The organism is Gudongella sp. DL1XJH-153 (assembly GCF_049310905.1).
Taxonomy (GTDB): Bacteria; Bacillota; Clostridia; order Tissierellales; family Tissierellaceae; genus Gudongella.
On record NZ_JBMEMN010000016.1, the window covers coordinates 38,898 to 63,985 of the forward strand.

21 protein-coding genes are annotated in these 25,088 nt (G+C 39.6%); 20 read left to right on the plus strand and 1 reads right to left on the minus strand.

The annotated features are described in order from the left end of the window. Nucleotides 1-12 precede the first annotated feature (12 nt). From ACOEN1_RS07720 to ACOEN1_RS07785, 14 genes are all read left to right on the plus strand, one after another. A complete protein-coding gene (locus ACOEN1_RS07720; protein WP_422486194.1) occupies nt 13-597 on the plus strand; it encodes an SOS response-associated peptidase in 585 nt (194 codons plus the stop codon). 214 nt (nt 598-811) lie between these two features. Beyond that, a complete protein-coding gene (locus tag ACOEN1_RS07725; protein ID WP_422486196.1) occupies nt 812-1,612 on the plus strand; it encodes a transporter substrate-binding domain-containing protein in 801 nt (266 codons plus the stop codon). 85 nt (nt 1,613-1,697) lie between these two features. Continuing rightward, complete coding sequence (locus ACOEN1_RS07730) at nt 1,698-2,369, plus strand: amino acid ABC transporter permease (RefSeq protein WP_422486198.1); 672 nt, start codon at nt 1,698-1,700, stop codon at nt 2,367-2,369. Next, nucleotides 2,353-3,078, plus strand: a complete 726-nt coding sequence (locus tag ACOEN1_RS07735) for an amino acid ABC transporter ATP-binding protein (RefSeq protein ID WP_422486200.1) — start codon at nt 2,353-2,355, stop codon at nt 3,076-3,078. The genes ACOEN1_RS07730 and ACOEN1_RS07735 overlap by 17 nt, the downstream gene beginning before the upstream one ends. Nucleotides 3,079-3,207: 129 nt before the next feature. Continuing rightward, the gene (eutH, locus tag ACOEN1_RS07740) at nt 3,208-4,293 is read left to right on the plus strand and encodes an ethanolamine utilization protein EutH (RefSeq protein WP_422486202.1); all 1,086 of its coding nucleotides are present in this window, start codon (nt 3,208-3,210) and stop codon (nt 4,291-4,293) included. Beyond that, entirely contained in the window at nt 4,283-6,070 is a 1,788-nt protein-coding gene (locus tag ACOEN1_RS07745; protein WP_422486204.1) for an aminopeptidase P family protein, read from the plus strand. Before eutH ends, ACOEN1_RS07745 begins: the two co-directional genes overlap by 11 nt. A gap of 30 nt (nt 6,071-6,100) precedes the next feature. Continuing rightward, nucleotides 6,101-7,969 (plus strand): excinuclease ABC subunit UvrC, encoded by a 1,869-nt coding sequence (gene uvrC / locus ACOEN1_RS07750; protein WP_422486206.1) that lies wholly within the window; start codon nt 6,101-6,103, stop codon nt 7,967-7,969. Further along, nucleotides 7,969-8,172 carry a PspC domain-containing protein gene (locus tag ACOEN1_RS07755; RefSeq protein ID WP_422486208.1) on the plus strand — a complete coding sequence of 68 codons (204 nt, stop codon included), beginning with the start codon at nt 7,969-7,971 and terminating at the stop codon, nt 8,170-8,172. The genes uvrC and ACOEN1_RS07755 overlap by 1 nt, the downstream gene beginning before the upstream one ends. Before the next feature lie 12 nt (nt 8,173-8,184). Continuing rightward, nucleotides 8,185-9,138 (plus strand): HPr(Ser) kinase/phosphatase, encoded by a 954-nt coding sequence (gene hprK, locus ACOEN1_RS07760; protein ID WP_422486210.1) that lies wholly within the window; start codon nt 8,185-8,187, stop codon nt 9,136-9,138. Between the two features lie 147 nt (nt 9,139-9,285). Then, on the plus strand, nt 9,286-12,810 hold the full coding sequence (gene nifJ / locus ACOEN1_RS07765; protein WP_422486212.1) for a pyruvate:ferredoxin (flavodoxin) oxidoreductase: 3,525 nt from the start codon (nt 9,286-9,288) through the stop codon (nt 12,808-12,810). Nucleotides 12,811-12,951: 141 nt separating this feature from the next. Further along, entirely contained in the window at nt 12,952-13,857 is a 906-nt protein-coding gene (gene murB / locus ACOEN1_RS07770) for a UDP-N-acetylmuramate dehydrogenase (RefSeq protein WP_422486214.1), read from the plus strand. Next, on the plus strand, nt 13,857-14,627 hold the full coding sequence (locus ACOEN1_RS07775; protein ID WP_422486216.1) for a PHP domain-containing protein: 771 nt from the start codon (nt 13,857-13,859) through the stop codon (nt 14,625-14,627). Before murB ends, ACOEN1_RS07775 begins: the two co-directional genes overlap by 1 nt. Before the next feature lie 4 nt (nt 14,628-14,631). Next, nucleotides 14,632-15,483, plus strand: coding sequence for an RNase adapter RapZ (rapZ, locus tag ACOEN1_RS07780; protein ID WP_422486218.1), 852 nt, complete (start codon nt 14,632-14,634; stop codon nt 15,481-15,483). 15 nt (nt 15,484-15,498) lie between these two features. Then, on the plus strand, nt 15,499-16,485 hold the full coding sequence (locus tag ACOEN1_RS07785) for a gluconeogenesis factor YvcK family protein (protein WP_422486220.1): 987 nt from the start codon (nt 15,499-15,501) through the stop codon (nt 16,483-16,485). Between the two features lie 765 nt (nt 16,486-17,250). On the opposite strand, the gene ACOEN1_RS07790 is transcribed toward ACOEN1_RS07785, so the two are convergent. Continuing rightward, the gene (locus tag ACOEN1_RS07790) at nt 17,251-18,288 is read right to left on the minus strand and encodes a M42 family metallopeptidase (RefSeq protein WP_422486222.1); all 1,038 of its coding nucleotides are present in this window, start codon (nt 18,286-18,288) and stop codon (nt 17,251-17,253) included. 142 nt (nt 18,289-18,430) lie between these two features. Between ACOEN1_RS07790 and ACOEN1_RS07795 the strand changes: the two genes are divergently transcribed. The 6 genes from ACOEN1_RS07795 to pfkA all read left to right on the plus strand — a co-directional run bounded on the left by ACOEN1_RS07795 (nt 18,431) and on the right by pfkA (nt 25,014). Then, nucleotides 18,431-18,838 carry an NUDIX hydrolase gene (locus ACOEN1_RS07795; protein WP_422486224.1) on the plus strand — a complete coding sequence of 136 codons (408 nt, stop codon included), beginning with the start codon at nt 18,431-18,433 and terminating at the stop codon, nt 18,836-18,838. Between the two features lie 6 nt (nt 18,839-18,844). Then, a complete protein-coding gene (whiA, locus tag ACOEN1_RS07800) occupies nt 18,845-19,798 on the plus strand; it encodes a DNA-binding protein WhiA (RefSeq protein ID WP_422486226.1) in 954 nt (317 codons plus the stop codon). A gap of 1 nt (nt 19,799) precedes the next feature. Further along, a complete protein-coding gene (locus ACOEN1_RS07805; RefSeq protein ID WP_422486228.1) occupies nt 19,800-20,060 on the plus strand; it encodes an HPr family phosphocarrier protein in 261 nt (86 codons plus the stop codon). Between the two features lie 14 nt (nt 20,061-20,074). Further along, the gene (locus ACOEN1_RS07810; RefSeq protein WP_422486231.1) at nt 20,075-20,461 is read left to right on the plus strand and encodes a GrdX family protein; all 387 of its coding nucleotides are present in this window, start codon (nt 20,075-20,077) and stop codon (nt 20,459-20,461) included. A gap of 81 nt (nt 20,462-20,542) precedes the next feature. Continuing rightward, nucleotides 20,543-24,013, plus strand: coding sequence for a DNA polymerase III subunit alpha (locus ACOEN1_RS07815; RefSeq protein ID WP_422486233.1), 3,471 nt, complete (start codon nt 20,543-20,545; stop codon nt 24,011-24,013). A gap of 41 nt (nt 24,014-24,054) precedes the next feature. Next, entirely contained in the window at nt 24,055-25,014 is a 960-nt protein-coding gene (gene pfkA / locus ACOEN1_RS07820; protein ID WP_422486235.1) for a 6-phosphofructokinase, read from the plus strand. The last annotated feature ends 74 nt before the right edge of the window (nt 25,015-25,088 follow it).

Genomic DNA, 25,088 nt, shown 5'->3' on the forward strand with positions numbered 1-25,088 from the left:
AGGAGGGATACCATGTGTGGAAGATATGCACTTGATGCGGATATCGATGAATTGATTGAGAGATACAAGGCGATTGTTGCAGAAAGAGAAGCTGGTTCCTCAAAGGAAATATTTCCAACAAATACTCAAGCAATAGTTGTGGATGGGAATGGGAGAGAAATAAAAGCTGCAGTCTGGGGCTTTGCTCCTCATTTTGCAAAGCGACCACTTATAAATGCCAGGGGTGAAACAGTTCATCAGAAGCCTACATTCAGACAGGCGTTCCATACCGGCAGATGCATTGTACCCGCTACAAGCTTTTTTGAATGGGAGAAGGTTGATGACAAGAAGATCAAGAGAAGGATTTCAGTGGAAGATGCAAAAATATTTTCCATGGCAGGTCTTGTAAGCATATTTAAGGACAAGGAAGGGAATCCATTTGAAGCATATACAATAATTACAACAGCGGCGAATGAGCAGATGAATTCCATACACGATAGGATGCCAGTAATACTGGACGGGAACAAGGAAGGGCTATGGCTTGACAACAGGTATAAAGACATTGAAGAAATCAAGAATTTACTTCTTCCTACAGAATTAAAGCTTAGAATTGATTAAGTTAATTAAATAACACTTGATTTTTATTTTCTCTAGGAATATAATTAGTCTCATATTAAATTTTTACAAAGGAGGTCTTAATCTTGATGATTATAAATCTGATCAAGAGCCAACGGAAGTATGGTTCACTAAACATGGACAAGACTTCCAAAGGTCTAAGGAAATCCTCACTATTATAAGCCAGAAAACTTAAATATAATAGGAGGAATAGAAAATGAAAAAAAATTTAGCGTTAATCTTAGTGATGGTAATGATGGTTATGACTTTAGCAGGTTGCACAGGAGGGGAAGCGGAAACCCTATCCAAAGTAGAACAAATCAAGTCAGAAGGAAAGATTGTACTTGGAACGGCAGCAGATTATCCACCATATGAATTCCATAAGGAAATAGACGGACAAGACCAGATTGTAGGCTTTGATATTGAAATTGCAAAGGCAATTGCAGAAGAACTTGGTGTTGAGCTTGAAATAGTGGATATGAAATTTGAAGGACTTTTACCGGCTCTTGTAACAGATGATATCGATTTTATCATTGCCGGCATGGTTGCCAAAGAAGAGAGAAAGAAAAGCGTTGATTTTTCAATACCTTATTATCAGGCACAACAAAGAATGATTGTTAAATCGGAAGATTCTGAGACACTAAAAACACCAGATGATTTTGAAGGTATGAAGATTGGGGCTCAGAAATCAACTATCCAGGAAGAGATAGCACTGGATAAATTTGCTTCAGCAGAATATGTAGGTCTTAGTAAAATTACCGACCTGGTTCTTGAATTGAAGAATGGTACGGTTGATGGAGTTATATTGGTTGAACCAGTAGCCAAAGCCTATGTAAGTCAAAATGATGACCTGTTCCTGGCAGATGAAATACTGGGTCAGGAAGATGGAGTTGCTGTTGCAATCAACAAAGGAAACGAAGACTTGGTTCAGGAGATTGACAAGGTACTACAAAGTCTCATGGACGAAGGTATGATAGAGAAATTTATCGCTGATGCGACTGCATTGGCAGAAGAATAAGATATTCCCCGGCAAAAGAAAGTTCGCTTTCTTTTGCCTTTTCTATTACAGAGAAAGAGGGAGCATCCATTAAGGAGGAAATCAATTGGGAATCTTTGATCTGGAATTTATAGCGCAATATTACAAATATTTTCTAAGAGGCACGGGAGTAACCTTAAGTGTCAGCTTCTTCGGCGTGGTTTTTGGATCAATGGTGGGCATTGTTCTGAGTCTGATGAAGCTTTCAAATAATAAAATTGCAAAGGGTCTATCCACTGCTTATATAGAGTTGGTACGTGGAACTCCCCTTCTGGTACAGCTTTTTATTGTGTATTATGGATTTCCAATGTTTTTGCCCTTTGAATTGAGCAGAATTGCACTGGGAACTGTTGCAGTAATACTTAACAGTGCAGCCTATGTTGCAGAGATAATTCGAGCAGGCATACTATCAATAGACAGAGGGCAGATGGAAGCTGCCAGATCACTTGGTATGACCCACAGCATGGCAATGAGATTCATTATTATTCCCCAGGCTTTCAAGAATATTCTTCCAGCCTTAGGAAACGAATTCATAGTATTGATAAAGGAATCGGCAATTATTTCAGTTATAGGAATTCACGACATAATGTATAATGCAGATACACTTAGAGGAATAACCTACAGACCATTCATACCGCTTTTCTATGCGGCATTACTGTATTTTATCATAACATTTACCCTGTCCAAGCTTTTGGGTATTTTGGAAAGGAGGTTGCGTGCTGGTGATCAATATAATTAATCTGAATAAAAAATTTGGGGAACTACACGTTCTAAAGGATATCAACCAAACCATTGAAGAAGGGGAAGTTGTAGTGGTAATCGGACCAAGCGGCTCCGGGAAAAGTACATTTCTTCGCTGCCTGAACCTTTTGGAGGAACCAACCAGCGGAGAGATTATTTTCGAAGGAGTACTTATAACAGACAAGCACAATGATGTAAACAAGCAAAGAGAAAAAATGGGAATGGTTTTTCAACAGTTCAACCTTTTTCCACACAAGACTGTCCTTGAAAACATTACACTTGCACCCATACAATTGAAGGGATTGACCAAGGAAGAAGCTGATAAGAAGGCAATGAATCTTCTTAAGAGAATTGGATTGGAAGAAAAGTCAAACACCTATCCAAATCAATTGTCAGGTGGTCAAAAACAAAGAATAGCAATTATAAGAGCTCTGGCAATGGAACCTGATGTAATGCTTTTTGATGAGCCTACAAGTGCACTGGATCCTGAAATGGTTGGTGAAGTATTGGAAGTAATGAAAGAACTTGCCAAGGAAGGGATGACCATGGTTGTGGTTACCCACGAAATGGGTTTTGCAAAGGAAGTGGGATCAAGGGTACTGTTTATGGACGAGGGAAAGATTATGGAGGAAGGAAATCCTCATGAATTATTTTCGAATCCTCAGAATCCAAGAACTCAGGATTTTTTAAGAAAAATACTAATCTAGTATCCACAAAAACAAGAGTAATGTTTGAAAAGCGTCCATGTTCATGTCAACAGGCGCTTTTTTCGTTGTTATTATAACTCTCATTGTAGTATAATTAGACTGATACTCGGCACCGGGAGGAGGAATACAATGCTTTATGTGATGTTGGGCTTCTCACTTATTGGAGGAATTGACAAGCTACTGAACAACCGATTTGGTTTAGGGATTAAATTTGATGAAGGCTTTAAAGCCATGGGTAGCCTGGCACTTACCATAATAGGAATATACTCGCTTTCTCCGGTTATTGCAAAGGCTATCATACCTATTCTTGGTCCTTTGTCGACTTGGATGAATGTTGATCCATCTGTTTTTGTAAGTAGCATACTTGCAACTGACCTGGGTGCTTTCAACACCAGTATTGAAATTGCAAGAGATCCGATTATTGGCATGTTCAATGGCGTTATCCTTGCTTCAACTCTTGGAGCAACAATATCTTTTACAGTGCCAGTTGCAATTAATCTAATAACAGAAGATGATTTTCAGTATTTTGCCAAGGGTATTCTTGCTGGAATAGTTACTGTCCCTTTAGGTATGGTTGTTTCTGGAATGATGATGAAAATCGGCATAGTCAAAATTCTCTGGAACCTTCTACCAGTCCTTTTGTTCTCTCTCTTGATTGCCTACGGACTGATTAAAGCCCAGGACAGGATTATGGTGATATTCAAATTGCTGGGGAAAGCTATTCTTGGAGTAAGCACATTCGGACTTATACTTGGGATACTGGATTACAGTCTGGGTATAGTCATAATTGAAGGGCTCATACCTCTTGAAGAGGGAGCATTACTGGTCTTATCCATAAGCATTATCCTATCAGGGGCTTATCCCATGTTATTCTTTTTATCCAGAAGACTTCATCGGATTCTAAGAAGAATTACTGAAAAGTATGATATAGATGATTTTTCAATACTTGGGCTTTTTGCATCCTTGGCCAGCTGTCTGCCAATGCTGGGTGTGTATCATGAGATGAATTGGAAAGGCAAGATTCTCAATGCAGCATTTGCTGTTAGTGGAGCTTATGTATTCGGGGGCCAGCTGGGATATGTTACCTCAGTAGCACCCCATACAGTCAATGCATTTATAATTGGCAAACTGGTTGCTGGAATTGCAAGCCTTTTGGTAGCGTTTTATTTAATAAAAATGGAGATTAAAGGGGAGGGAATCAAGATTGAACATTAATGACAAAATCAAGGAACTTAGGAAGCTTATGGCAGAAAAAGGATTAGACATGTATATTGAACCATCAGCAGATCCACATCAGTCAGAGTATCTTGCTGATCACTTTATGACTAGAGCCTTTATTACAGGATTTACCGGATCGGCAGGAACAGCATTGATAACCGATAAAGAGGCTATACTTTGGACTGATGGAAGATACTTTATTCAGGCTGAAAACCAGATAAGGGATAATGAGTTTAAGCTTTACAGAATGAATACACCAGGATATCCATCTCTTCATGAGTGGCTTGAGGAAAATGTAAGTGAAGGCTCCACCATTGGTTTAAATGGAAACATTTTTTCCCAGGGAGCAGTTGAGAAAATTGAAGAAAAGCTTCAAGAGAAAAACATTAGTATACATGATAAGGATGATCTTATAGGCAGAATATGGAATGACAGGCCTGAGCTTTCACTTAAGGAAGCATTTAGACTAAAGGAAGAATACTCGGGAAAGTCAACTTATGAAAAGCTTCAGGACGTAAGAAAAGAAATGGAAAAGAAAAAAGCGACTCATTTTGTTTTGGGAAGCCTTGATGATATTGCCTGGCTATATAATATACGAGGATGGGATGTCGAAAACAATCCCGTAGTTATTTCATATGCTTTGATATCAATGGAATATGCCATACTTTTTGTGGATGAAAGAAAAATCTCGGAATCGGTCAAGAATGATCTTTTTGACACAGGTGTTGTTTTGGCTGACTACGAAAGCATCAGTAAGCATTTGGAGGATTTGTCAAAGGACTCCACTGTGATTCTGCAAAAGGACAGAATCAATAGAAGTCTATATAATTCTATTCCAAAAGAATGCAGGATAATTGACTCTGAGAATATGACAACAAAGATGAAGGGTATTAAGAATACAACTGAAATAGAGAATCAAAAGGAAGCATATATTAAAGACTGTGTAGCACTTACCAGCTTTTTCCACTGGCTGGAAAATGAAATGGAGATACGAGATATTACTGAAGTAAGTGCCGCTGAAAAGCTTCTAAAGTTTAGAATGGAGCAGCAAGGTTTTATTCAGCCAAGTTTCAGAACAATTGCAGCCTATGGACCAAACGCTGCCATGATGCACTATTCTCCATCGAAGAGCAGCTGTGCAAGGCTTGAAAAAAGAGGTCTTTTCCTGGTGGATTCAGGAGGACAATACTATGACGGCACAACTGACATAACTAGAACAGTAGCACTTGGAGAATTGAATGAGCAGGAAAAGAGAGATTTTACGCTGGTCTTGAAAGGACAAATAAACCTTCTGTCAGCAAGATTCCTCCAGGGAACATCAGGTCATGTTCTCGATATACTTGCCAGACAGCCACTGTGGAATGAAGGTATAGATTATAAGTCTGGCACTGGACATGGAGTTGGATATCTGCTTAATGTTCACGAAGGACCACACCGAATAGCCACTGCACCAAATAATGTGGCAATGGAGCCTGGAATGATAGTAACAATAGAACCAGGAGTCTACAGGGAAGGAATGCATGGCATCAGGACAGAAAACGTCGTGGTTGTAAAAGATGATATTGAGAATGAGTGGGGTAAGTTTCTAAACTTCGAGTTGCTTTCATACTGTTATATTGACAGGGATTGTATAATACCGGAAATGCTGTCTGAGCAGGAGAAGATCTGGCTGGACCAGTATCACAGCAATGTGTTTGAAAAACTAAAGGACAGGTTGAGTGATGAAGTACGTGACTGGCTTAAGGCGAAAACAAAACCAATTAGCACAAATTAGTCTATATAATTAAGGAATCAAGGTGATTACGTGTCAAAATTTGAAGAACAGCTGAAAAATCTCCCGGACTCACCGGGAGTATATTTGATGAAGGACAAGGCAGGAGAAATAATATATGTTGGCAAGGCCAATTCTCTTAAGAAAAGGGTACGCCAGTATTTCCAGTCTTCTGCAAATCATTCGCTGAAAGTATCTTCAATGGTCAAGCAGATTGGTGACTTTGAATATATAATGGTGGAAAATGAAGTTGAGGCCTTGGTTCTTGAGTCAAATCTAATAAAAAAGAATAGACCCAAGTACAATATACTTCTGAGGGATGACAAGCAGTACCCATATATTAAGGTTACCTTAGGTGAAAGATATCCACGTGTGTTGAAGACCAGACTGGTAGTAAAGGATGGCTCCAAGTATTTTGGACCATATCCAAGTGCGTCGTCTGTGAATGAGGCCATAGAAGTTTTTCATGGGATTTTTCCAATTAGAAACTGCAAGCTGGATTTGGATAAAAAGGATGCACGATTTAGACCTTGTCTCAACTTCTATATTGGGAGATGTCTTGGACCATGCCTTGGAAATGTCGATGAGGATCTGTACAAGGGCATGATTCAAAAAATCTTGGATTTTTTGTCCATGAAGGATGAAAGCATAATTGATGATATTGAAGTAAAGATGAAAGCTGCAGCTGATAATATGGATTATGAAAAGGCTGCAGCATTAAGGGATCAACTGCAGGCATTGCAGACCCTTCATGAAAAGCAGAGAATGGATTCAGCTTCCAATGTCGAGCAGGACATCATTGCCATGGCTAGAGGAGTGGAGGAAGTGGTTGTCCAGGTGTTCTTTATACGTGAAGGAAAGATTGTTGGAAGAGAACATTATATAATGGAAGATTCATTTATAGAGGAAAGAGGAGAAATTCTAAGCTCCTTTATCAAGCAGTTTTATCCAGGTTCAACTTTTATTCCAAAGGAAATTCTCGTTGAGGAGGAAGTGCCTGACCTCGAAGCGATTCAGCAATGGCTTGGCGAGATCAAGGGGAACAAGGTAAGTCTTCAAACACCAAAAAGAGGAGACAAGCTGGAGATTGTTAGAATGGTAAAAAGAAACGCATTGGAGATGCTCGACAAGTACGGGGATAAATTTCTAAGAAAGCATAGGGAGAACCTTAAGGGTCTTGATGAACTGCAACATATCCTGGAGCTGGAGGAGAGACCTGAGAGAATTGAAGCATATGATATTTCAAATATAAGTGGAGTGGGATCCGTTGGTTCAATGATTGTGTATGAAAAGGGAGAAAAGAAGAAATCCGATTACAGAAGGTTCAAAATCAAGACAAGAACCACACCGGATGACTATGGAAGCATGGAAGAGATCCTTAAAAGAAGGTTCGTCAGAGGAATTAAGGAAAATAATGATACGGAGAGAATAAAAGGTGCTCCAGTAGGATTTTCATTGTTTCCGGATATAATAATGGTAGATGGAGGAAAGGGCCACGTAAACAAGGCAAGGGCAATACTTGATGAGCTGGGTGTTGACATACCGGTATGTGGACTTGTAAAAGACAAGTTTCACAAGACCAGAGGAATAATATATAAGAACAATGAGATTACGCCTGAAAAGGACAGCCTGGCTTTTAAGCTTATCTACGCAGTCCAGGAAGAAGCTCACAGATTTGCAATAAGCTATCACAGAAGTCTTAGAAGCAAAGACCTCTTCCACTCTGAATTGGATGGGATTCCTCTGATTGGGGAGAAAAGAAGAGTTGTTCTTCTCAAACACTTTGGGAGCATCAGTGGAATAAAAAATGCCAGTTTGGATGAATTGGCCCAGGTGGATGGAATGAATAAAAGTGCAGCAAAGAGTGTATATGAGCATTTCAGGAAAAAGGAGGAAAAATAATGCAAAAAAAGCTTTATTTATCGGATACTGACAAGAAAATAGCAGGTGTATGTGGAGGAATTGCTGAATATTTTGACGTGGATTCTACATTAGTAAGATTGGCATGGATATTACTCCTGCTGCCAACGGCATTTGTAGGTGGAATAATAGCATATTTTCTAGCGGCTGCCATAATACCCAGGAGACCGTATGATGTTGAGTAAAGGAGTTTAATTATGGATTACGTATTACTGAAAAACCTGATAAAGGAAATGAACCTGGAGGAAGTATACCTCTCTGATGATGCTGACAAAGTAAAGATCAATACCACTGAAATAAGCAGGCCAGGGCTTCAGATGGCGGGTTACTATCAGAAATTCGTACCTGACAGAGTGCAGATAATCGGAAGTGCCGAATGGCATTATCTCAGGGATATGGATGATGATATGAGATACAGGTCACTGGATAAGTTTTTAAGCTATCCAATCCCTGTAGTTGTTGTAGCCAGAAACCACGATGTATTCCCTGAACTTCTCGAACTTGCCAGGAAACACGGCAGGACCGTTCTTAGAGGCAAGAAATCCACATCAATGCTGATAAATGATCTGGTTATAAACCTGGGTCTTTGGATGGCTCCGGCAGTTACAATGCATGGAGTAATGCTTGATGTATTTGGAATAGGAGTGCTTATAACTGGAAAATCCGGTGTGGGCAAATCAGAGACCGCACTTGACCTGATTACTCGTGGATGCCGGCTTGTGGCAGATGATATGGTTGAAATTATGAGGGTTGAAGATACCTTAAGAGGAACATGCCCTGAGCTTATCAGATACTTCCTGGAAATAAGAGGAGTGGGTATACTTGATATCGAGAGACTATATGGCGTAGGTGCTGTCAAGCAATTTGATTATATAGATATGGTAGTTGAGCTTGAAGCCTGGGAAAAGGGAAAGGAATACGACAGAATGGGGTTGGAAGAGGACACTATAGAGATACTTGGAATTAATCTTCCCAAGGTTACAATTCCTGTAAAACCAGGACGGAATATTGCAATGATAGTAGAAGTTGCAGCCAAGAACAACAGACAGAAGCGTCTTGGATACAATGCTGCAAAGGAGTTGGATGAAAGGGTGAAACGTTCGATAGAAGATAGGAAAAAGGCTCATTCAACCGGTTCGAAACCGGATTAACTCAAGAAATATGAAGCAATATTGAGTTGACTTTGTTAATCATCTTTAATATACTTATGATGGTAACTAATTTTTTAACAATTTCACATATTGGGCATAAGCCCTTTTCGTTTTACTACACTAAACTAACCAAGGAGGTACAATTACATGGGTAAAACTATGAAGACCATGGATGGTAATACCGCTGCTGCATATGTATCATATGCATTTACAGATGTTGCTGCGATATATCCAATAACACCATCATCAAACATGGCGGAATCAGTTGACGAATGGTCAGCAAACGGTAAGAAAAACATATTTGGACAAGAGGTTCTTGTCACTGAGATGCAATCAGAAGCAGGGGCGGCAGGAGCTGTTCATGGTTCACTGCAGGCTGGAGCATTAACTACTACATACACAGCTTCTCAGGGACTTCTACTAATGGTTCCCAATATGTATAAAATGGCAGGAGAACTTCTTCCTGCAGTATTCCACGTATCAGCAAGAGCTCTTGCATCACATGCATTGAGTATTTTCGGAGACCATCAGGATGTTATGGCAACAAGACAAACTGGTTTTGCATTGCTGGCATCAGGTTCCGTTCAGGAAGTTATGGATCTTGGTGGAGTAGCTCACCTTGCAGCAATAAAGAGTAGAGTTCCATTCCTGCATTTCTTTGATGGATTCAGAACAAGTCACGAAGTTCAAAAAATTGAGCTTATGGAATACGAAGATCTTGAAAAGCTTCTTGATTATGATGCCGTTACCGAGTTCAGAAACAGAGGACTTAATCCAGAGCATCCAGTAACAAGAGGTACGGCACAGAATCCTGACATTTACTTCCAGGCTGCAGAAGCAGCAAATCCTTTCTACCTTGAAGTACCTGATATGGTTAACGACTATATGAAGGAAATCAACAAGATAACAGGAAGAGAATACAAACCATTCAACTATTATGGAGATTCAGAAGCTGAAAATCTTATAATAGCAATGGGTTCAGTTACAGATACAGCAGAAGAAACAGTGGATTATCTTATGAATAAAGGCGAGAAGGTAGGTCTTCTTAAAGTTCATCTCTACAGACCATTCTCAGAGAAATACTTCTTTGATGTATTCCCATCAACTGTAAAGAAGATAGCCGTACTTGACAGAACCAAAGAGAAAGGTGCTCTTGGAGAGCCACTTTATCTTGATGTAAAGAGTCTCTTCTACAAGAAGGAAGACGCTCCAGTTGTAGTTGGAGGAAGATATGGTCTTGGATCAAAAGATACTACTCCATCACAAATCCTCGCAGTTTTCAATAATTTGAAGGCAGATCAACCTAAGGATGGATTTACAATTGGAATCATAGATGATGTTACAAATCTTTCACTTCCAGTGGAGGAAGCAATCCAGACAGAGCCTGAAGGAACTATCCAGTGCAAATTCTGGGGATTCGGATCAGACGGAACTGTAGGAGCAAACAAATCAGCAATCAAGATTATCGGTGATGACACTGATATGTATGCACAGGGATACTTTGCATATGACTCCAAGAAATCAGGAGGAGTTACAATATCGCACCTTAGATTTGGAAACTCACCAATAAAATCAACATATCTGATTTCAAATCCAGACTTCATATCATGCTCAAAGCAATCATATGTTAACAGCTATGACCTGCTTAAGGGACTTAAGAAAGGTGGAACATTCCTTCTTAACTGTCTATGGGATGACAAGGAGCTTGACGCAAACCTTCCTGCATCAATGAAAAAGTATATTGCAGAAAACGAGATTAAATTCTATACTATAAACGCAACTAAAATTGCAGTGGATATCGGACTTGGCGGAAGAATAAACATGATTATGCAATCAGCCTTCTTCAAGCTGTCAGAAGTTCTTCCAATAGAAGAAGCTGTTGATCACCTTAAGAAGTCAATAGTTCACGACTATGGTAAAAAAGGTGAAAAGATTGTCAACATGAACTATGAAGCTGTAGACAAGGGAATCGAATCACTTCACATGGTTGAAGTACCTGCTTCATGGAAAGATGCAGCTGATGAGAAAGTCCAAAGCAAAGAAGTACCAGACTTTATCAAGAATGTTGTAGAGCCTATGAACAGACAAGAGGGAGACGACCTTCCAGTAAGCACATTTGTTGGAAGAGAAGACGGATCATTCCCAATGGGAACCTCAGAGTACGAGAAGAGAGCTATTGCTGTTGACGTACCACATTGGATAAAGGAAAACTGTATACAGTGTAACCAGTGTTCATATGTATGTCCACATGCTGTAATAAGACCAATTCTAGTAAATGAAGAAGAAAAGGCTAATGCGCCTGAATCATTTGAGACAATCAAACCTATCGGTAAAGGCTTTGATGGACTTGAGTACAGAATACAAGTTTCAACGCTTGACTGTACAGGATGTGGAAACTGTGCTGACGTTTGTCCTGCTAAAGACAAGGCACTTGTTATGACGCCGTTTGAAGAGGAGTTTGAAGCTCAGGAAATCAACTGGGACTTTGCAATGACTGTAAAGGACAAGGGAGATATGTTCGAGCCTACTACTCTTAAGAATTCACAATTCCAGCAGCCATTGCTACAGTTCTCAGGAGCTTGTGCAGGTTGTGGAGAAACTCCATACGCTAAGCTTATTACTCAGCTATACGGAGACAGAATGATAATTGCAAATGCAACAGGTTGTTCATCAATCTGGGGAGCAAGTGCACCAGCTACACCTTACTGCACTAACCAGGAAGGCAAAGGACCTGCGTGGGCAAATTCATTGTTCGAAGACAATGCTGAATTTGGATATGGAATGGCAGTTGCAACCAATAAAATCAGAGAAAAAATCCAGTTTGCAATGGAAGAATTCCTAACTCTTGGACTTGATACTGAGTTTGACGAAATATTTAAAGAGTGGCTTGAGGGAATGAATGATGCGAGAGCAACTAAGGCAGTAGCCGGAAAACTTCTTCCAAAACTTGATGCTAAATTTGATAATGATAGAGCAAATGAACTGTTCAAACTTATCGGAGAATTAAAAGATCACTTGATCAAGAAGTCAGTTTGGATATTTGGTGGAGACGGATGGGCTTATGACATCGGATTCGGTGGACTTGACCACGTACTTGCATCAGGAGAAGATATAAATGTATTTGTATTTGATACAGAGGTTTACTCAAATACAGGTGGACAGTCATCAAAGGCTACACCTACTGCTGCAGTTGCTAAGTTTGCTGCATCAGGTAAAAAAATCAGAAAGAAAGACCTTGGTATGATAGCAGCAACTTATGGATATGTTTATGTAGCTCAGATATCAATGGGTGCAAACATGAACCATACACTAAAGGCTATCAAGGAAGCTGAAAGCTATGATGGACCATCATTGGTAATTGCTTACGCACCATGTATCAACCACGGAATTAAAGCAGGAATGGGTAAATCAATAGCTCAAGAGAAGCTTGCTGTTGAGACTGGATACTGGCACCTATACAGATTCGACCCAAGACTTACTGATGAAGGCAAGAATCCATTCACATTGGATTCCAAGGAGCCAACAAAACCACTTACTGACTTCCTTGATTCAGAGGTTAGATACACATCACTTAAGCTTTCATTCCCAGAGGAAGCGGAGATTCTGTACAAGGCAGCTGAAGTTTTCTCAAAGGCAAGATATGAATCATACAAGAGAATGGCTAGAGACTAGTCTATGTACAAAAAGCTATCATCGAAAGATGGTAGCTTTTTTTCGTCCTTTCAGCTTTTTTGCATTATTGGGGGAAACTCAAATGAAATCATGTTATAATATATTGTAATAACATTATAGAAAGAGTAGGGTGATATTCGAATGAAAAACTACAAAGAATACTTTTCTGAAAGGAATTTCAGTGATATAAGGTACAATGAGCCATTAAAGAACCATACATCATTCAAGGTGGGTGGACCAGCTGATGTTATGGTTATCCCAACATCTGAGGAAGAATTGATAGATGCTGTCAAAATTTGCAGGGACAACGATCTTAAGTATTTCATTATGGGAAACGGATCAAATCTTCTGATAAAGGACACTGGAATCAGAGGTGTTGTAATAAGGATAAATGAAGGCTTTGATACTGTGGTTGTAAAAGATGCCAAGATTGTAGCAAATGCAGGAGCTCTTCTTACGGCTGTAAGCAAAATAGCTCTTAGGGAATCACTGGAAGGTATGGAATTTGCAAGTGGAATCCCTGGCACTATTGGCGGAGCTATAACAATGAATGCAGGAGCCTATGGTGGAGAGATGAAAGACGTAGTATCCAGTGTACGCGTTTTAACAAAAGACAATCAAATACTTGACTTAACAAATGATGAGATGGATTTTGCATACAGAAACAGTAAGGTTAAGGAACTGGACTTAATTGTAATATCAGTGGAGATTGATCTTTCCCATGGAGATTTCGATACAATTGATGAGAAGATCAAGGAGTTGACCTTTCAAAGGACATCAAAACAACCATTGGAATTACCAAGTGGAGGAAGCACTTTCAAAAGACCAGAGGGTTATTTTGCAGGCAAACTAATTGATGATGCAGGATTAAGAGGACTACGACATGGTGATGCACAGGTATCGGAGAAGCATTGTGGTTTTGTTGTCAATAGAGGGAATACAAGCTACAAGGAAATAATGGAGCTTGTAGGTGTAATTCAAAAAACGGTAATGGATAAATTTGGAGTCGAACTTGAAATGGAGATAAAACGAGTAGGTGACGACTGATGTATGTATTAAGGGGAGATTATCATACCCACACGATTTACAGCAGGGGTTACAAAAAGAAGGGAACCCATGCAAAAGGGACCATACAAGAGAATGTTGAAGCAGCCTATAAAAAAGGATTAAGTACAATAGTTCTCAGTGAGCACGGACCAGGTCATTACCTTTATGGTCTAAGAGAAGAGGACTTGCCCCAGATTAGAAATGAAATCATGCGTTTGAGAGAAATATATGAACCAAAAGGCTTGAAAATACTTCTAGGCTTGGAATCCAACATTATTGGTCTGGATGGAGAAATTGATATTGACGAAAAAATTATAAGCCAGTTGGACATCCTTCTAATGGGTTATCATTACGGAGCAACCCCAGTCGGATTCACAGATGCCATAGGATTATACTGGACAACGCAGATAGGGAAGCTTATAGGCAGCAAGGAAGAACAAGCCAAGGATATTATGACAGAAGCTTATCTTAAGGCTATGGATAAATATCCAATAGATATAATCACTCATCCTGGATCCAAGGCAAAGGTCCATATTCGGGAGATTGCAAAAAAAGCGGTCCAGACAAATACAGCCCTTGAAATTAGCTCAAAACACGATGAACTTTCAGTGGAGAGTTTACAGCTCATAAAAGATATCCCTGTTGATTTATATATCAACAGTGATGCCCATGAGCCTGGAAGAGTAGGGGATATTGAAAAGGGAATAAAGAAAGCATTGGAAGCAGATGTTGATTTTTCAAGGATAATTAATGTAGATTGGAAGGAGTGACACTATGGATTTTGTAGTAATAACAGGAATGTCTGGAGCCGGAAAATCTCAGGCAATGAAGGTTATGGAAGACATGGGCTATTATTGCATGGATAATCTTCCGCCAGCGCTATTGTCTAAATTTGCTGAGTTGACCTACCAATCTACAATAGAAATTCAGAAGGTGGCAGTTGTTGTTGATATAAGAGGTGGGGAGTTCTTTGAAAGCCTATTCCAAAGCCTTGATGATTTGATTGCACTTGGAGTTGGGTATAAGATACTATTTCTTGATTCATCCAATGAAACCTTGATAAAAAGATATAAAGAGCTTAGAAGACCGCATCCATTGAATCCAGAGGGAAATCTCATAGATGGAATCAAGGAGGAGAGAAGAATCCTGTATCAGGTAAAGAGCAGGGCTGATTATATTGTGGATACATCCAAGTTTAACCTTGGAATGCTAAAGGAAGAGCTTACCAGGATTTTCCAGGAGGGTGAGGAAAGAGGAAAGCTTTCAATTTCGGTTACTTCCTTTGGCTTCAAGTATGGGATACTATTGGATAGTGATTTGGTATTTGATGTTAGATTTATACCAAACCCTTACTATATTCCAGAGTTGAAGGAGCATTCAGGTCTTGAAAATGATGTGAAGGACTATGTATTCAAATGGTCCCAGACTCAGTTTTTTATCGATAAAACCATAGAGATGCTGGAATTTCTTATTCCATTCTATGTTACTGAAGGTAAAACAAGACTGGTAATAGGAATTGGTTGTACGGGAGGAAGGCACAGGTCTGTTGCAATTGCAGGAGAAATAGGATCGATTCTTGAGAAGAAAGGGCATAGAGTTTTAGTTGACCACAGGGACCTGAGTTGAGGAGATGTTACTTAAATGGACAGATTTATAGGAAAAAAGAAGGAGAACCCAAAAATTGTTGTTGTTGGAGGAGGAACCGGACTTTCAGTTCTACTAAGAGGGTTAAAAGAGCATACTGACAATATAACAGCGATAGTTACAGTTGCAGACGACGGGGGAAGCAGCGGTAGATTGAGACAGGATCTGGGGATACTGCCACCAGGTGACATAAGATCCTGCCTTATAGCCTTGGCAAATACAGAGCCAACCATGGAGAAACTGCTTCAATACAGATTCACTGAAGGAACATTGAAAGGCCAGAGTTTTGGCAATCTATTTATAGCTGCTATGAATGAAATATATGGAAATTTTGAAATGGCAATCAAGGAAACAAGCAATGTACTTTCAATAACAGGGAAAGTGCTACCTGTAACATTGGATAACGTAAGCCTTATAGCTCATCTGGATGATGGAAGTATGGTTGAGGGAGAATCCAGGATACCTGAAGTAGTGAGGGAGAAAAAAGCAAGGATAGAGAGAATCACAATGAAGCCCGAAATGTCTTATCCACTTAAGGAATCATTGAAATCAATCACTGATGCTGATCTAATAGTCCTGGGACCAGGTAGTCTTTACACATCAATTGTACCTAACCTACTCGTTAGGAATATGGTTGAATACATAGACAAGGCAAAGGCACCGGTTGTATATATTTGCAATGTAATGACACAGCCCGGAGAAACAGATAACTACACGGTTACAGATCATCTACATGGAATCATCAAGCATTCCCATGAAGGATTCGTTGACTACGTTATAGCAAATGTTGAAAAGGTACCGGGAAATGTAAGAAAAAGATATGAGCTGGATGGAGCTACACCTGTGACCCCTCAAAAGGGAGAGGCGAAGGAACTTAAGAAAAGAAAGATTAAGCTTATTGAAGAGAAACTTATTGAGGTTGAGGGAGATTATGTGAGGCATGATACGGAGCGCTTAAGTGAAATGCTGATGGATTTGGTGTAACTCCAAGCACTGGGGACGGTTCCTTTTGCTTTTTGTTATAACTCCAAGCACTGGGGACGGTTCCTTTTGCTTTTTGTTATGAGAATTTTACAGAAATTATAGATTAGCAAGGAAATTCATTAAAGACGTTTCGACTGTCTTATTTGGCGATTCAGGAAAGCCTGAAGACCCGCTCTCGGATTCAAGATCAGAGATTTATCACACTCATTTCAAAAATTGGTTTGCTATCGATTAAGCTTATGCTTGATTAATGACATATCTACGTTCATTAACTCTAATGTAGCTAGTGGCTGAAGATTAAATCACGCAAACCAGAACAATTTTCTCACTTCGAGCGAAAAAGCTAGCTGATCTTTCCATATATAGGTTCGCTTGTGCCCGGCGATAGCAATACCCAAAATCTTCGATTTTGTGATATTTAATCGAGGGGGTACTTGCTCATCATGGCTTTCCTTATTATTTGTCATAATCCAGTAATAGGTAATATCTAAAATCTTTAATTATGATGAAATAAAGAACAAAAGATTATAAGACCGTATAGTTGTTTGCCAAGCAGTTCATATGAAAGAACGACTAAAGAATCCAGCGAAGTTTTCGGAATGATTTGATTCCTCCAAGCGAAGCGGCATAGGAATCAATGAAGAAAATGAGCGCGTGATTCTTATCGGACTTGAATCCAGAACTGTGGGCAAACACTTTACGAGTCGTAATATGTAAGATAATCAAAAAAATTCCCTGTGATATTTTCACAGGGATTAACTTTTCCTATTCAGTTAGATATGCAATTCCAAGCTTGATAGTCTGCTCAATTGCATCCTGATGAGTACGCTCAAAGGAATGGGAAGCGTCAACTCCAGGACCAATCAATCCGGTTCTAAAGTCATGACCAGACCTTAAAGCAGCAGAAGCATCAGAACCGTAGTAGGGGTAGATATCAACCTTGTAATCAATGTTATTCTTCTTGCAAAGCTCAACAAGTCTCTTTCTTATTTCAAAATCATAAGGACCACTGCTGTCCTTCGCACAGATAGTCACTGAAAATTCATCTGAAGTCTGCCCCTCTCCTGGAGCAGCCATATCAATGGCAATAAATTCAAAGGTATCTTCAGGAATGGCAGCTGATGCACCGTGACCAACTTCTTCAAAATTACTGATAAAGAAGTGGGTTGTATAATTTGGTGTGATCTTGTTATCCATAAGATACTTAGCAATGCCCCAAAGTGCAATAACCCCAGCCTTGTCATCAAGGTGTCTTGATTTTACAAAGCCTGAATCTGTAACAATTGTTCTTGGATCAAAGGACACAAAATCACCAACCTGGATTCCAATATTTTCAACATCCTCCTTGGATGAAACACGTTCATCCAGCCTTATCTCCATATTTTCAATAGTTCTCTCAGTTGATTTTGTTTCATTTCCATGAACATGACTTGATGCCTTTGTTATGATCAAGGTCCCAGTATATGTCTCTCCATCCATGGTTTCCACAATGACGTGTTCTCCCTCTACGGTATCCATAACATATCCACCAAGCTGAGAGATTTTCAGTCTTCCGTTGGATTTGACTTCCTTAACCATTGCTCCCAGTGTATCCACATGACCTGACATGGTTACGGATTTGCTCATGTCGTGACCTTCAATGGTTGCCAGAAGGGCTCCCTTGCCGGTAAATCTTACTGGAATACCAATAATTTCAAATAAATCTTGCACATGTTTATTGGCCTTGTCAGTATTTCCAGTGGGGCTGGGTGTCTTAAGCAGGACCTCCAAATTCTTGATTATCTCTTCCATATTTATATTCATTTCTAACCTCCTGACTCGTTTACAGTTTATAAATATTATTATACAACATGAAGTCAAATTTGTGAAAATGTTTACAAAAACCTAGTAAAATAGTGTATAATAAATTTAATGTGTAGTAATGTAGATTATTGGGAGTGGTATTATGATAGAGGTCAGCTCAGGAGGAGTGGTGGTATTTGGCAATGCAATATTGCTGTTAAAAAAATACAACGGAGACTGGGTTCTGCCTAAGGGGAGACTTGAAAAAGGCGAGAGCATAAAAACTGCAGCATTAAGAGAAGTGCTGGAGGAAACCGGAGTAAAAGGTGAAGTTGTAGAGTATATCGGTGAAGTCAATTATAGATATAAAAATCTAAGAAGGAATGAAACCGTATACAAGACAGTACATTGGTATCTTATGAAAACCAGTTCAATGGATTGCGTACCCCAGAGAAAAGAGGGGTTTGTGGATGCCAGGTTTGTTCATATAAACAAGGCAAAGGATCTTTTAAAATATTCAGATGAAAGAAAAATAATATCTCGAGGAATTGAATTAATAAGGCAGGGGTGATGAACAATGTCATTTTCATCCATAACAAAAAACGAACTATCTCGAATAGAAATTGAAAATGACTGCTGTGCATTGGCAGAGCTAGCTGCTTTGGTTAGAATGAACGGAACAGTTCAAATTACTGGAATGCAAAACATAAATCTCAGGTTTACTACTGAGAATGCTGCAATTGCAAGAAGAATATTTTCAATATTGAAGATTATGTATCATTCTGAAATAGAAGTTATGGTCAGGAAAAACAAGCAGCTTAAGAAAAACAACAACTATCTTATAATTATCCATGACAAAAATATATCAGAGAAGGTGCTGTCTGATGTAGGATATATTGACGAAGATAGAAGCAATCTGTTTAATCCAAGATACAATGTCCCCAAAAAGCTGGTGTCATCAAGGTGTTGCAAAAGAAGCTTTATCAGAGGATCATTTCTTGGGGGAGGTTCAATGAGCAATCCCGAGAAGACTTATCACCTGGAGTTTGTGACAAATCACGAGGAGCATGCAAAAAGTCTAAGGGATATAATAAACTCATTCGAACTCAATTCAAAGATCATTCAGAGAAAAGACAATTTTGTTGTTTATATCAAGGAAGGCGAGCAGATTGTAGATCTGCTCAATATAATAGGTGCTCACCAGGCTTTGCTAAAATTGGAAGACATAAGAGTGCTCAAGGAAGTAAGGAACAATATCAACAGGCTTGTAAACTGTGAAACTGCAAACCTGGGAAAGACCATAGGAGCATCAATTAGACAAATTGAAAGCATCAAGGCTATCCAAAGGAGAATGGGGATTAACAAACTACCCGATAATCTACGGGAGATAGCTGAAGTAAGAATGGCAAATCCTGACGCAAGTCTTAAGGAAATAGGAGAAATGATGAATCCACCTATCGGAAAATCAGGGGTGAACCATAGATTTCGAAGACTTGAAGAAATAGCAGAGGAATTGGGAGGAGGAAATTAATATGATAAAGAGATCAGTTACACTGACGAATCCTGAGGGACTCCATGCGAGACCAGCAGCACTATTTGTCAGAGAAGCCAATAAATTTGAAAGCCATCTGGATATCGAATCTGAAAACAGAAAGGTCAATGGAAAGAGTATAATCGGAATAATGTCTCTTGGAGCTTTTCACGGGGAAACAATAACAATTTCCGCCAATGGACCTGATGAGAAAGAAATGGTTGATAGTCTTGCAAATCTTCTTGAAAAAGGATTTGAGTAGAACAGGGAGGTACAATGAATAATATATTGGTAACAAACAATCCGGATGTAAGAGATAAATTTAATGATAAGTTTCAGGTGCATTTTCTTGATGGAAAAGGATATATTGAAGTGCTCCAGTATACAAGAGATAAGATTCATGAAGGTCACGAATTGTTGACTCATCCATTATCAGGAAGCATAAAGCCCAATGAAACACCGTATAAAAGCATAATCATTTCATCAAAGAAGGGAAATCTTGATACTTCAGGACTTGCAATTGTTGAGGATAGTATTCTTTCTGCAAGAAAGTTTATAACAAACAAGCCGACACCAAGCTGGCCTGAACACGTACTTGAGGATTTTAGGGTTATCGACTTGTCCTTGATGGAAAATGTAATAGAAAAACTGGGTCATAACTAGGTCTTCTCGTTGGGGGAGACTTTTTTCATTTCCCATGATTTTGTGGTAAAATCTATGTATATCTATGCGAGGAGTGAAAATATGGGATCAAAGGGTTTTGCGCACCTTCATGTTCATACAGAATACAGTTTGCTTGATGGATCCATCAGGATAAAAGATCTTGTCAAAAGGACAAAGGACCTTGGAATGGATTCCATTGCAATTACAGACCATGGATCCATGTTTGGGGTGGTTCAATTTTATCAGGAAGCAAAAAAACAAGGAATTAATCCTATTTTGGGTTCAGAAGTTTATGTTGCCATGGGCAATTACCTGGAAAAGGAACCAAAGGACAAGAGCCAGTATCATCTTGTGCTGCTTGCCGAAAACAACAAGGGCTATGAAAACCTGATGAAAATAGTCTCGGAAGGCTATGTAAATGGATTTTACTACAAGCCCAGAGTAGACCATGAGATTCTATCAAAATATAGTGAGGGATTAATATGTCTTTCTGCATGCCTTGGTGGAGAGGTCCAGCAGTTTATCATGGACAACAACCTTGATAAGGCGAGGGAGATTGCTTTGAAATACAATGAAATATTTGGAGCTGACAATTTCTTTCTGGAGCTACAGGACCATGGAATCCCTGAGCAGCAGATAGTAAACAAGGAGCTAGTAAAACTAAGTGAAGAGCTTGGCATAAAATTGATTGCGACAAATGATGTACATTACCTGAGAAGAGAAGATGCCAGGGTTCATGATGTACTTCTTTGCGTTCAAACCGGCAAGACCATCGTGGATGAAGACAGGATGAGATTTCCAAGCGAGGAATTTTACCTTAAATCTACAGAAGAGATGGAAAGGCTATTTCCGGATAATATTGAAGCACTGCACAACACTCAGATGATTGCTGACAGATGCAGTGTAACTCTTGATTTTGACACCCTTCATTTGCCAGAATACGAAGTGCCTCAAGGCTACACCAATGAGGAATACCTTAGAGAACTGTGCGAAACGGGAATAGTTGAAAGATATGGAGTGGTGACCGAAGAAATTCGTGATAGGCTGGAATATGAATTTAGTGTAATTATTCAGATGGGCTACACGGACTACTTTCTAATTGTTTGGGACTTCATCAAGTTTGCCAGGGATAACAATATAATGGTGGGTCCGGGAAGGGGATCTGCAGCAGGAAGTGTAGTATCCTATGCCCTAAATATAATAGATATTGATCCATTGGAGTACGGACTACTATTTGAGAGATTCCTTAATCCCGAAAGAGTCTCCATGCCTGATATCGATATAGACTTTTGCTATGAGAGAAGAGAAGAAGTCATTCAGTATGTTATCAGTAAATATGGTGCCGACAGAGTTGCCCAGATAGCTACCTTTGGAACGATGGCAGCAAGAGGGGCAATAAGGGATGTGGGAAGAGCAATCAACATGCCCTATGGTGAGGTTGATTATATTGCTAAACAGATTCCAACAGAACTTGGAATAACCATAGACCGTGCACTGGAAATAAGCAAGACATTAAAAACCGAATACGATGAAAATCCGGATATCAGAAATTTAATTGACCTGGCAAGGGCTGTTGAAGGATTGCCAAGACATACTTCGACCCATGCCGCAGGTGTTGTTATATCAAAGGAACCTGTAACAAAATATGCACCGCTTTTAAGAAACAACGATGCAATTACAACCCAGTTTACAATGGTGGAGCTGGAGGAACTTGGCCTACTGAAAATGGACTTCCTGGGCTTGAGAACCCTTACTGTAATCAGGGATGCGGTTGACTTAATCAAGACAAATCACGAAGAGGAAATCGACTTTAGCAAGATAACCTATGACGATCCAAAAGTACTTAATCTTTTTGCAAAGGCTGAGACCCTTGGAATATTCCAGTTTGAGAGTCCAGGCATGAGAGCATTCCTTAAGGAGCTTAAATCCAATGTTTTCGAGGATTTGATTGCAGCCAATTCACTTTTTAGACCAGGACCAATGAATCAGATACCAACCTTTGTTGCCTGCAAACATGACCCTACTCAAATAACATATCTGCATCCCACGCTGGAACCCATACTTGATGTTACCTATGGCTGCATAGTCTATCAGGAGCAGGTAATGGAGATTGTAAGGAAGCTGGGAGGCTATTCCTTTGGAAGAGCGGACCTGGTTCGAAGAGCAATGGGAAAAAAGAAAATGGATGTTATGGAGAAGGAACGAAAGAACTTTATCTACGGTCAGACAGATGAAAACGAAGATGTAGTCTTGACTGGAGCAATAAGAAACGGAGTAGGTGAAAAAGTTGCTTCACAGATATTTGATCTGATGATTGATTTTGCCAACTATGCATTTAACAAGTCACACTCGGCAGCTTATGCTGTTATTGCTTACAGGACAGCTTGGTTGAAGGTATATTATCCGGTTGAGTTTATGGCAGCTTTGATATCATCAATAATGGGAAACACCTCTCAGGTATCTCTATACATCCAGGAGTGCAAGAGACTAGGCATAGATGTTCTTCCTCCAGATGTGAGTTTCTCACAAGGGAAATTTACAGTTGAGAAGGACGCCATAAGATACGGATTGTCAGCTGTCAAAAATGTAGGGGAGAATTTCATTAGAGCAATAGTCCAAGCCAGACGAGATGGAAAATTCATAAGCTTCACGGATTTTATTGAGAGAATTGAGAAGATTGACAGCAATTCCATGAATAAGAGAGCAGTGGAGAGTCTGATAAAGGCAGGAGCCCTGGATTCCCTTGGAGCCAATCGGGCACAGCTCTTATCCATCTTTGAGAAGACAATAGATGGTATTCATTCAGATAGGAAAAGAAATATAGAAGGACAGTTTTCATTGTTCCAGACGGGAGAATCGGTTGTTAGAGACAGACTTCCTGACTTGAGGGAGTTCCCCCAGAATACACTTCTGCAAATGGAAAAGGAAATGTTGGGTATATATGTTTCAGGGCATCCTTTGATGCCATTCGAAAAGGAGGTTAAACTCCTTTCAAATTTCAGCACTGCGGACCTTATAACAGATGGATTGGATGATTCCATGCATCCTTCAGGTGTAAGGGATGGCCAGAGGGTTGCCATAGCAGGTATAATCGTTGAGAAAAAGAACAAGGTCACCAAGAACAACAACATGATGGCTTTTATAAGTCTTGAAGACCTTTATGGTACCATTGAGTGCATAATATTTCCCGCAATATATGATAAAAACTATAAATTGATAGAAGAAGACAGGATTGTTCTCTTGGAGGGAAGATTGGCAATATCTGAAGTCGAGGATCCCAAGATTATCGCTGACAGGATTTCACCAATTACCAAAATGAATCTGAGTAAGGTTTATCTAAAACTATCGGGAATGTCAGACAAGAAAACATTGGACGATGTTAAGGAGATTCTAGGTAAATATCCGGGAGATATACCTGTATATGTATATTTTGAAAAAGAGAGAAAAACTGTAGCTGCGGACCGAAGTCTTTGGATAGATGGAAGTCAGGAGGATGCAATAAAACAGCTTCAGGAACGGATTGGGAATACAAGCGTCAAAATGTCACACTAAAGAAGATTCAAAACCGAAATATCATAGTGGAGGGGATAAATGTGAAGACAATTGGATTACTTACGAGCGGTGGCGATGCCCCGGGAATGAACGCAGCCATAAGAGCTGTAGTAAGAACCGGTATTTACAACAATATTAGAATGCTGGGAATAAGAGAAGGTTACCAGGGACTTCTTGAAGGCGACCTTGACGATATGGATTCAGCTTCTGTGGGGGATATTATCCAGAGAGGTGGAACCATTTTAAGAAGTGCAAGATCAGAGGAATTTATGACTCCTGCGGGCTTCAAGAAAGCCTTGAATGTAATTGATGTATACAATATGGATGGTCTTATTGTTCTTGGAGGGGACGGTACATTCAAAGGAGCCCAGGAGCTTAGTCAGGCTGGTGTGCCAACAATGGGTATACCATGCACAATTGACAACGATCTTGCCTATACGGATTATACAATCGGCTTTATTTCAGCAGTCGATACTGCAGTTGATGCAATCGGTCATATCAGAGATACATCAACATCCCATGGTAGAAGCGTTGTGGTTGAGGTAATGGGAAGAAACTGTGGAGATTTGGCACTTTATTCCGGTCTGGCTGGAGGTGCAGAGAGCATTCTGATTCCGGAAAAAGAATTTGATATTGAGTTGATATGTCAGAAGCTTATTGATGGCAAAAACAGAGGGAAACAGCATTATCTTGTAATTCTTGCTGAAGGGGCTGGAAGTGGAATTGAAATAGCGAAAATGATAGAGGATAAGACAGGTATTGAAACAAAGGCATCGGTACTTGGATATATTCAGCGAGGGGGATCCGCAGCTTCCTTTGACAGGATAATGGCAAGTAGAATGGGTAAGAGGGCAGTTGACCTTTTGATTGAAGGCAAGAAGAATAGGGTATTAGGCTTTAAGTGCAACGAGATTATTGACATGGACATAGATGAGGCATTAAAAGTAAAGAAGGTATTTAACGAAGAACTTTATGACCTGGCATCAGTTCTATCTATTTAGACCAGCTATTAAAAGTCAATAATAATTTAGAATTTATTTTGCCTTTGAGATTATAAAATTTATGCTAGAACCCG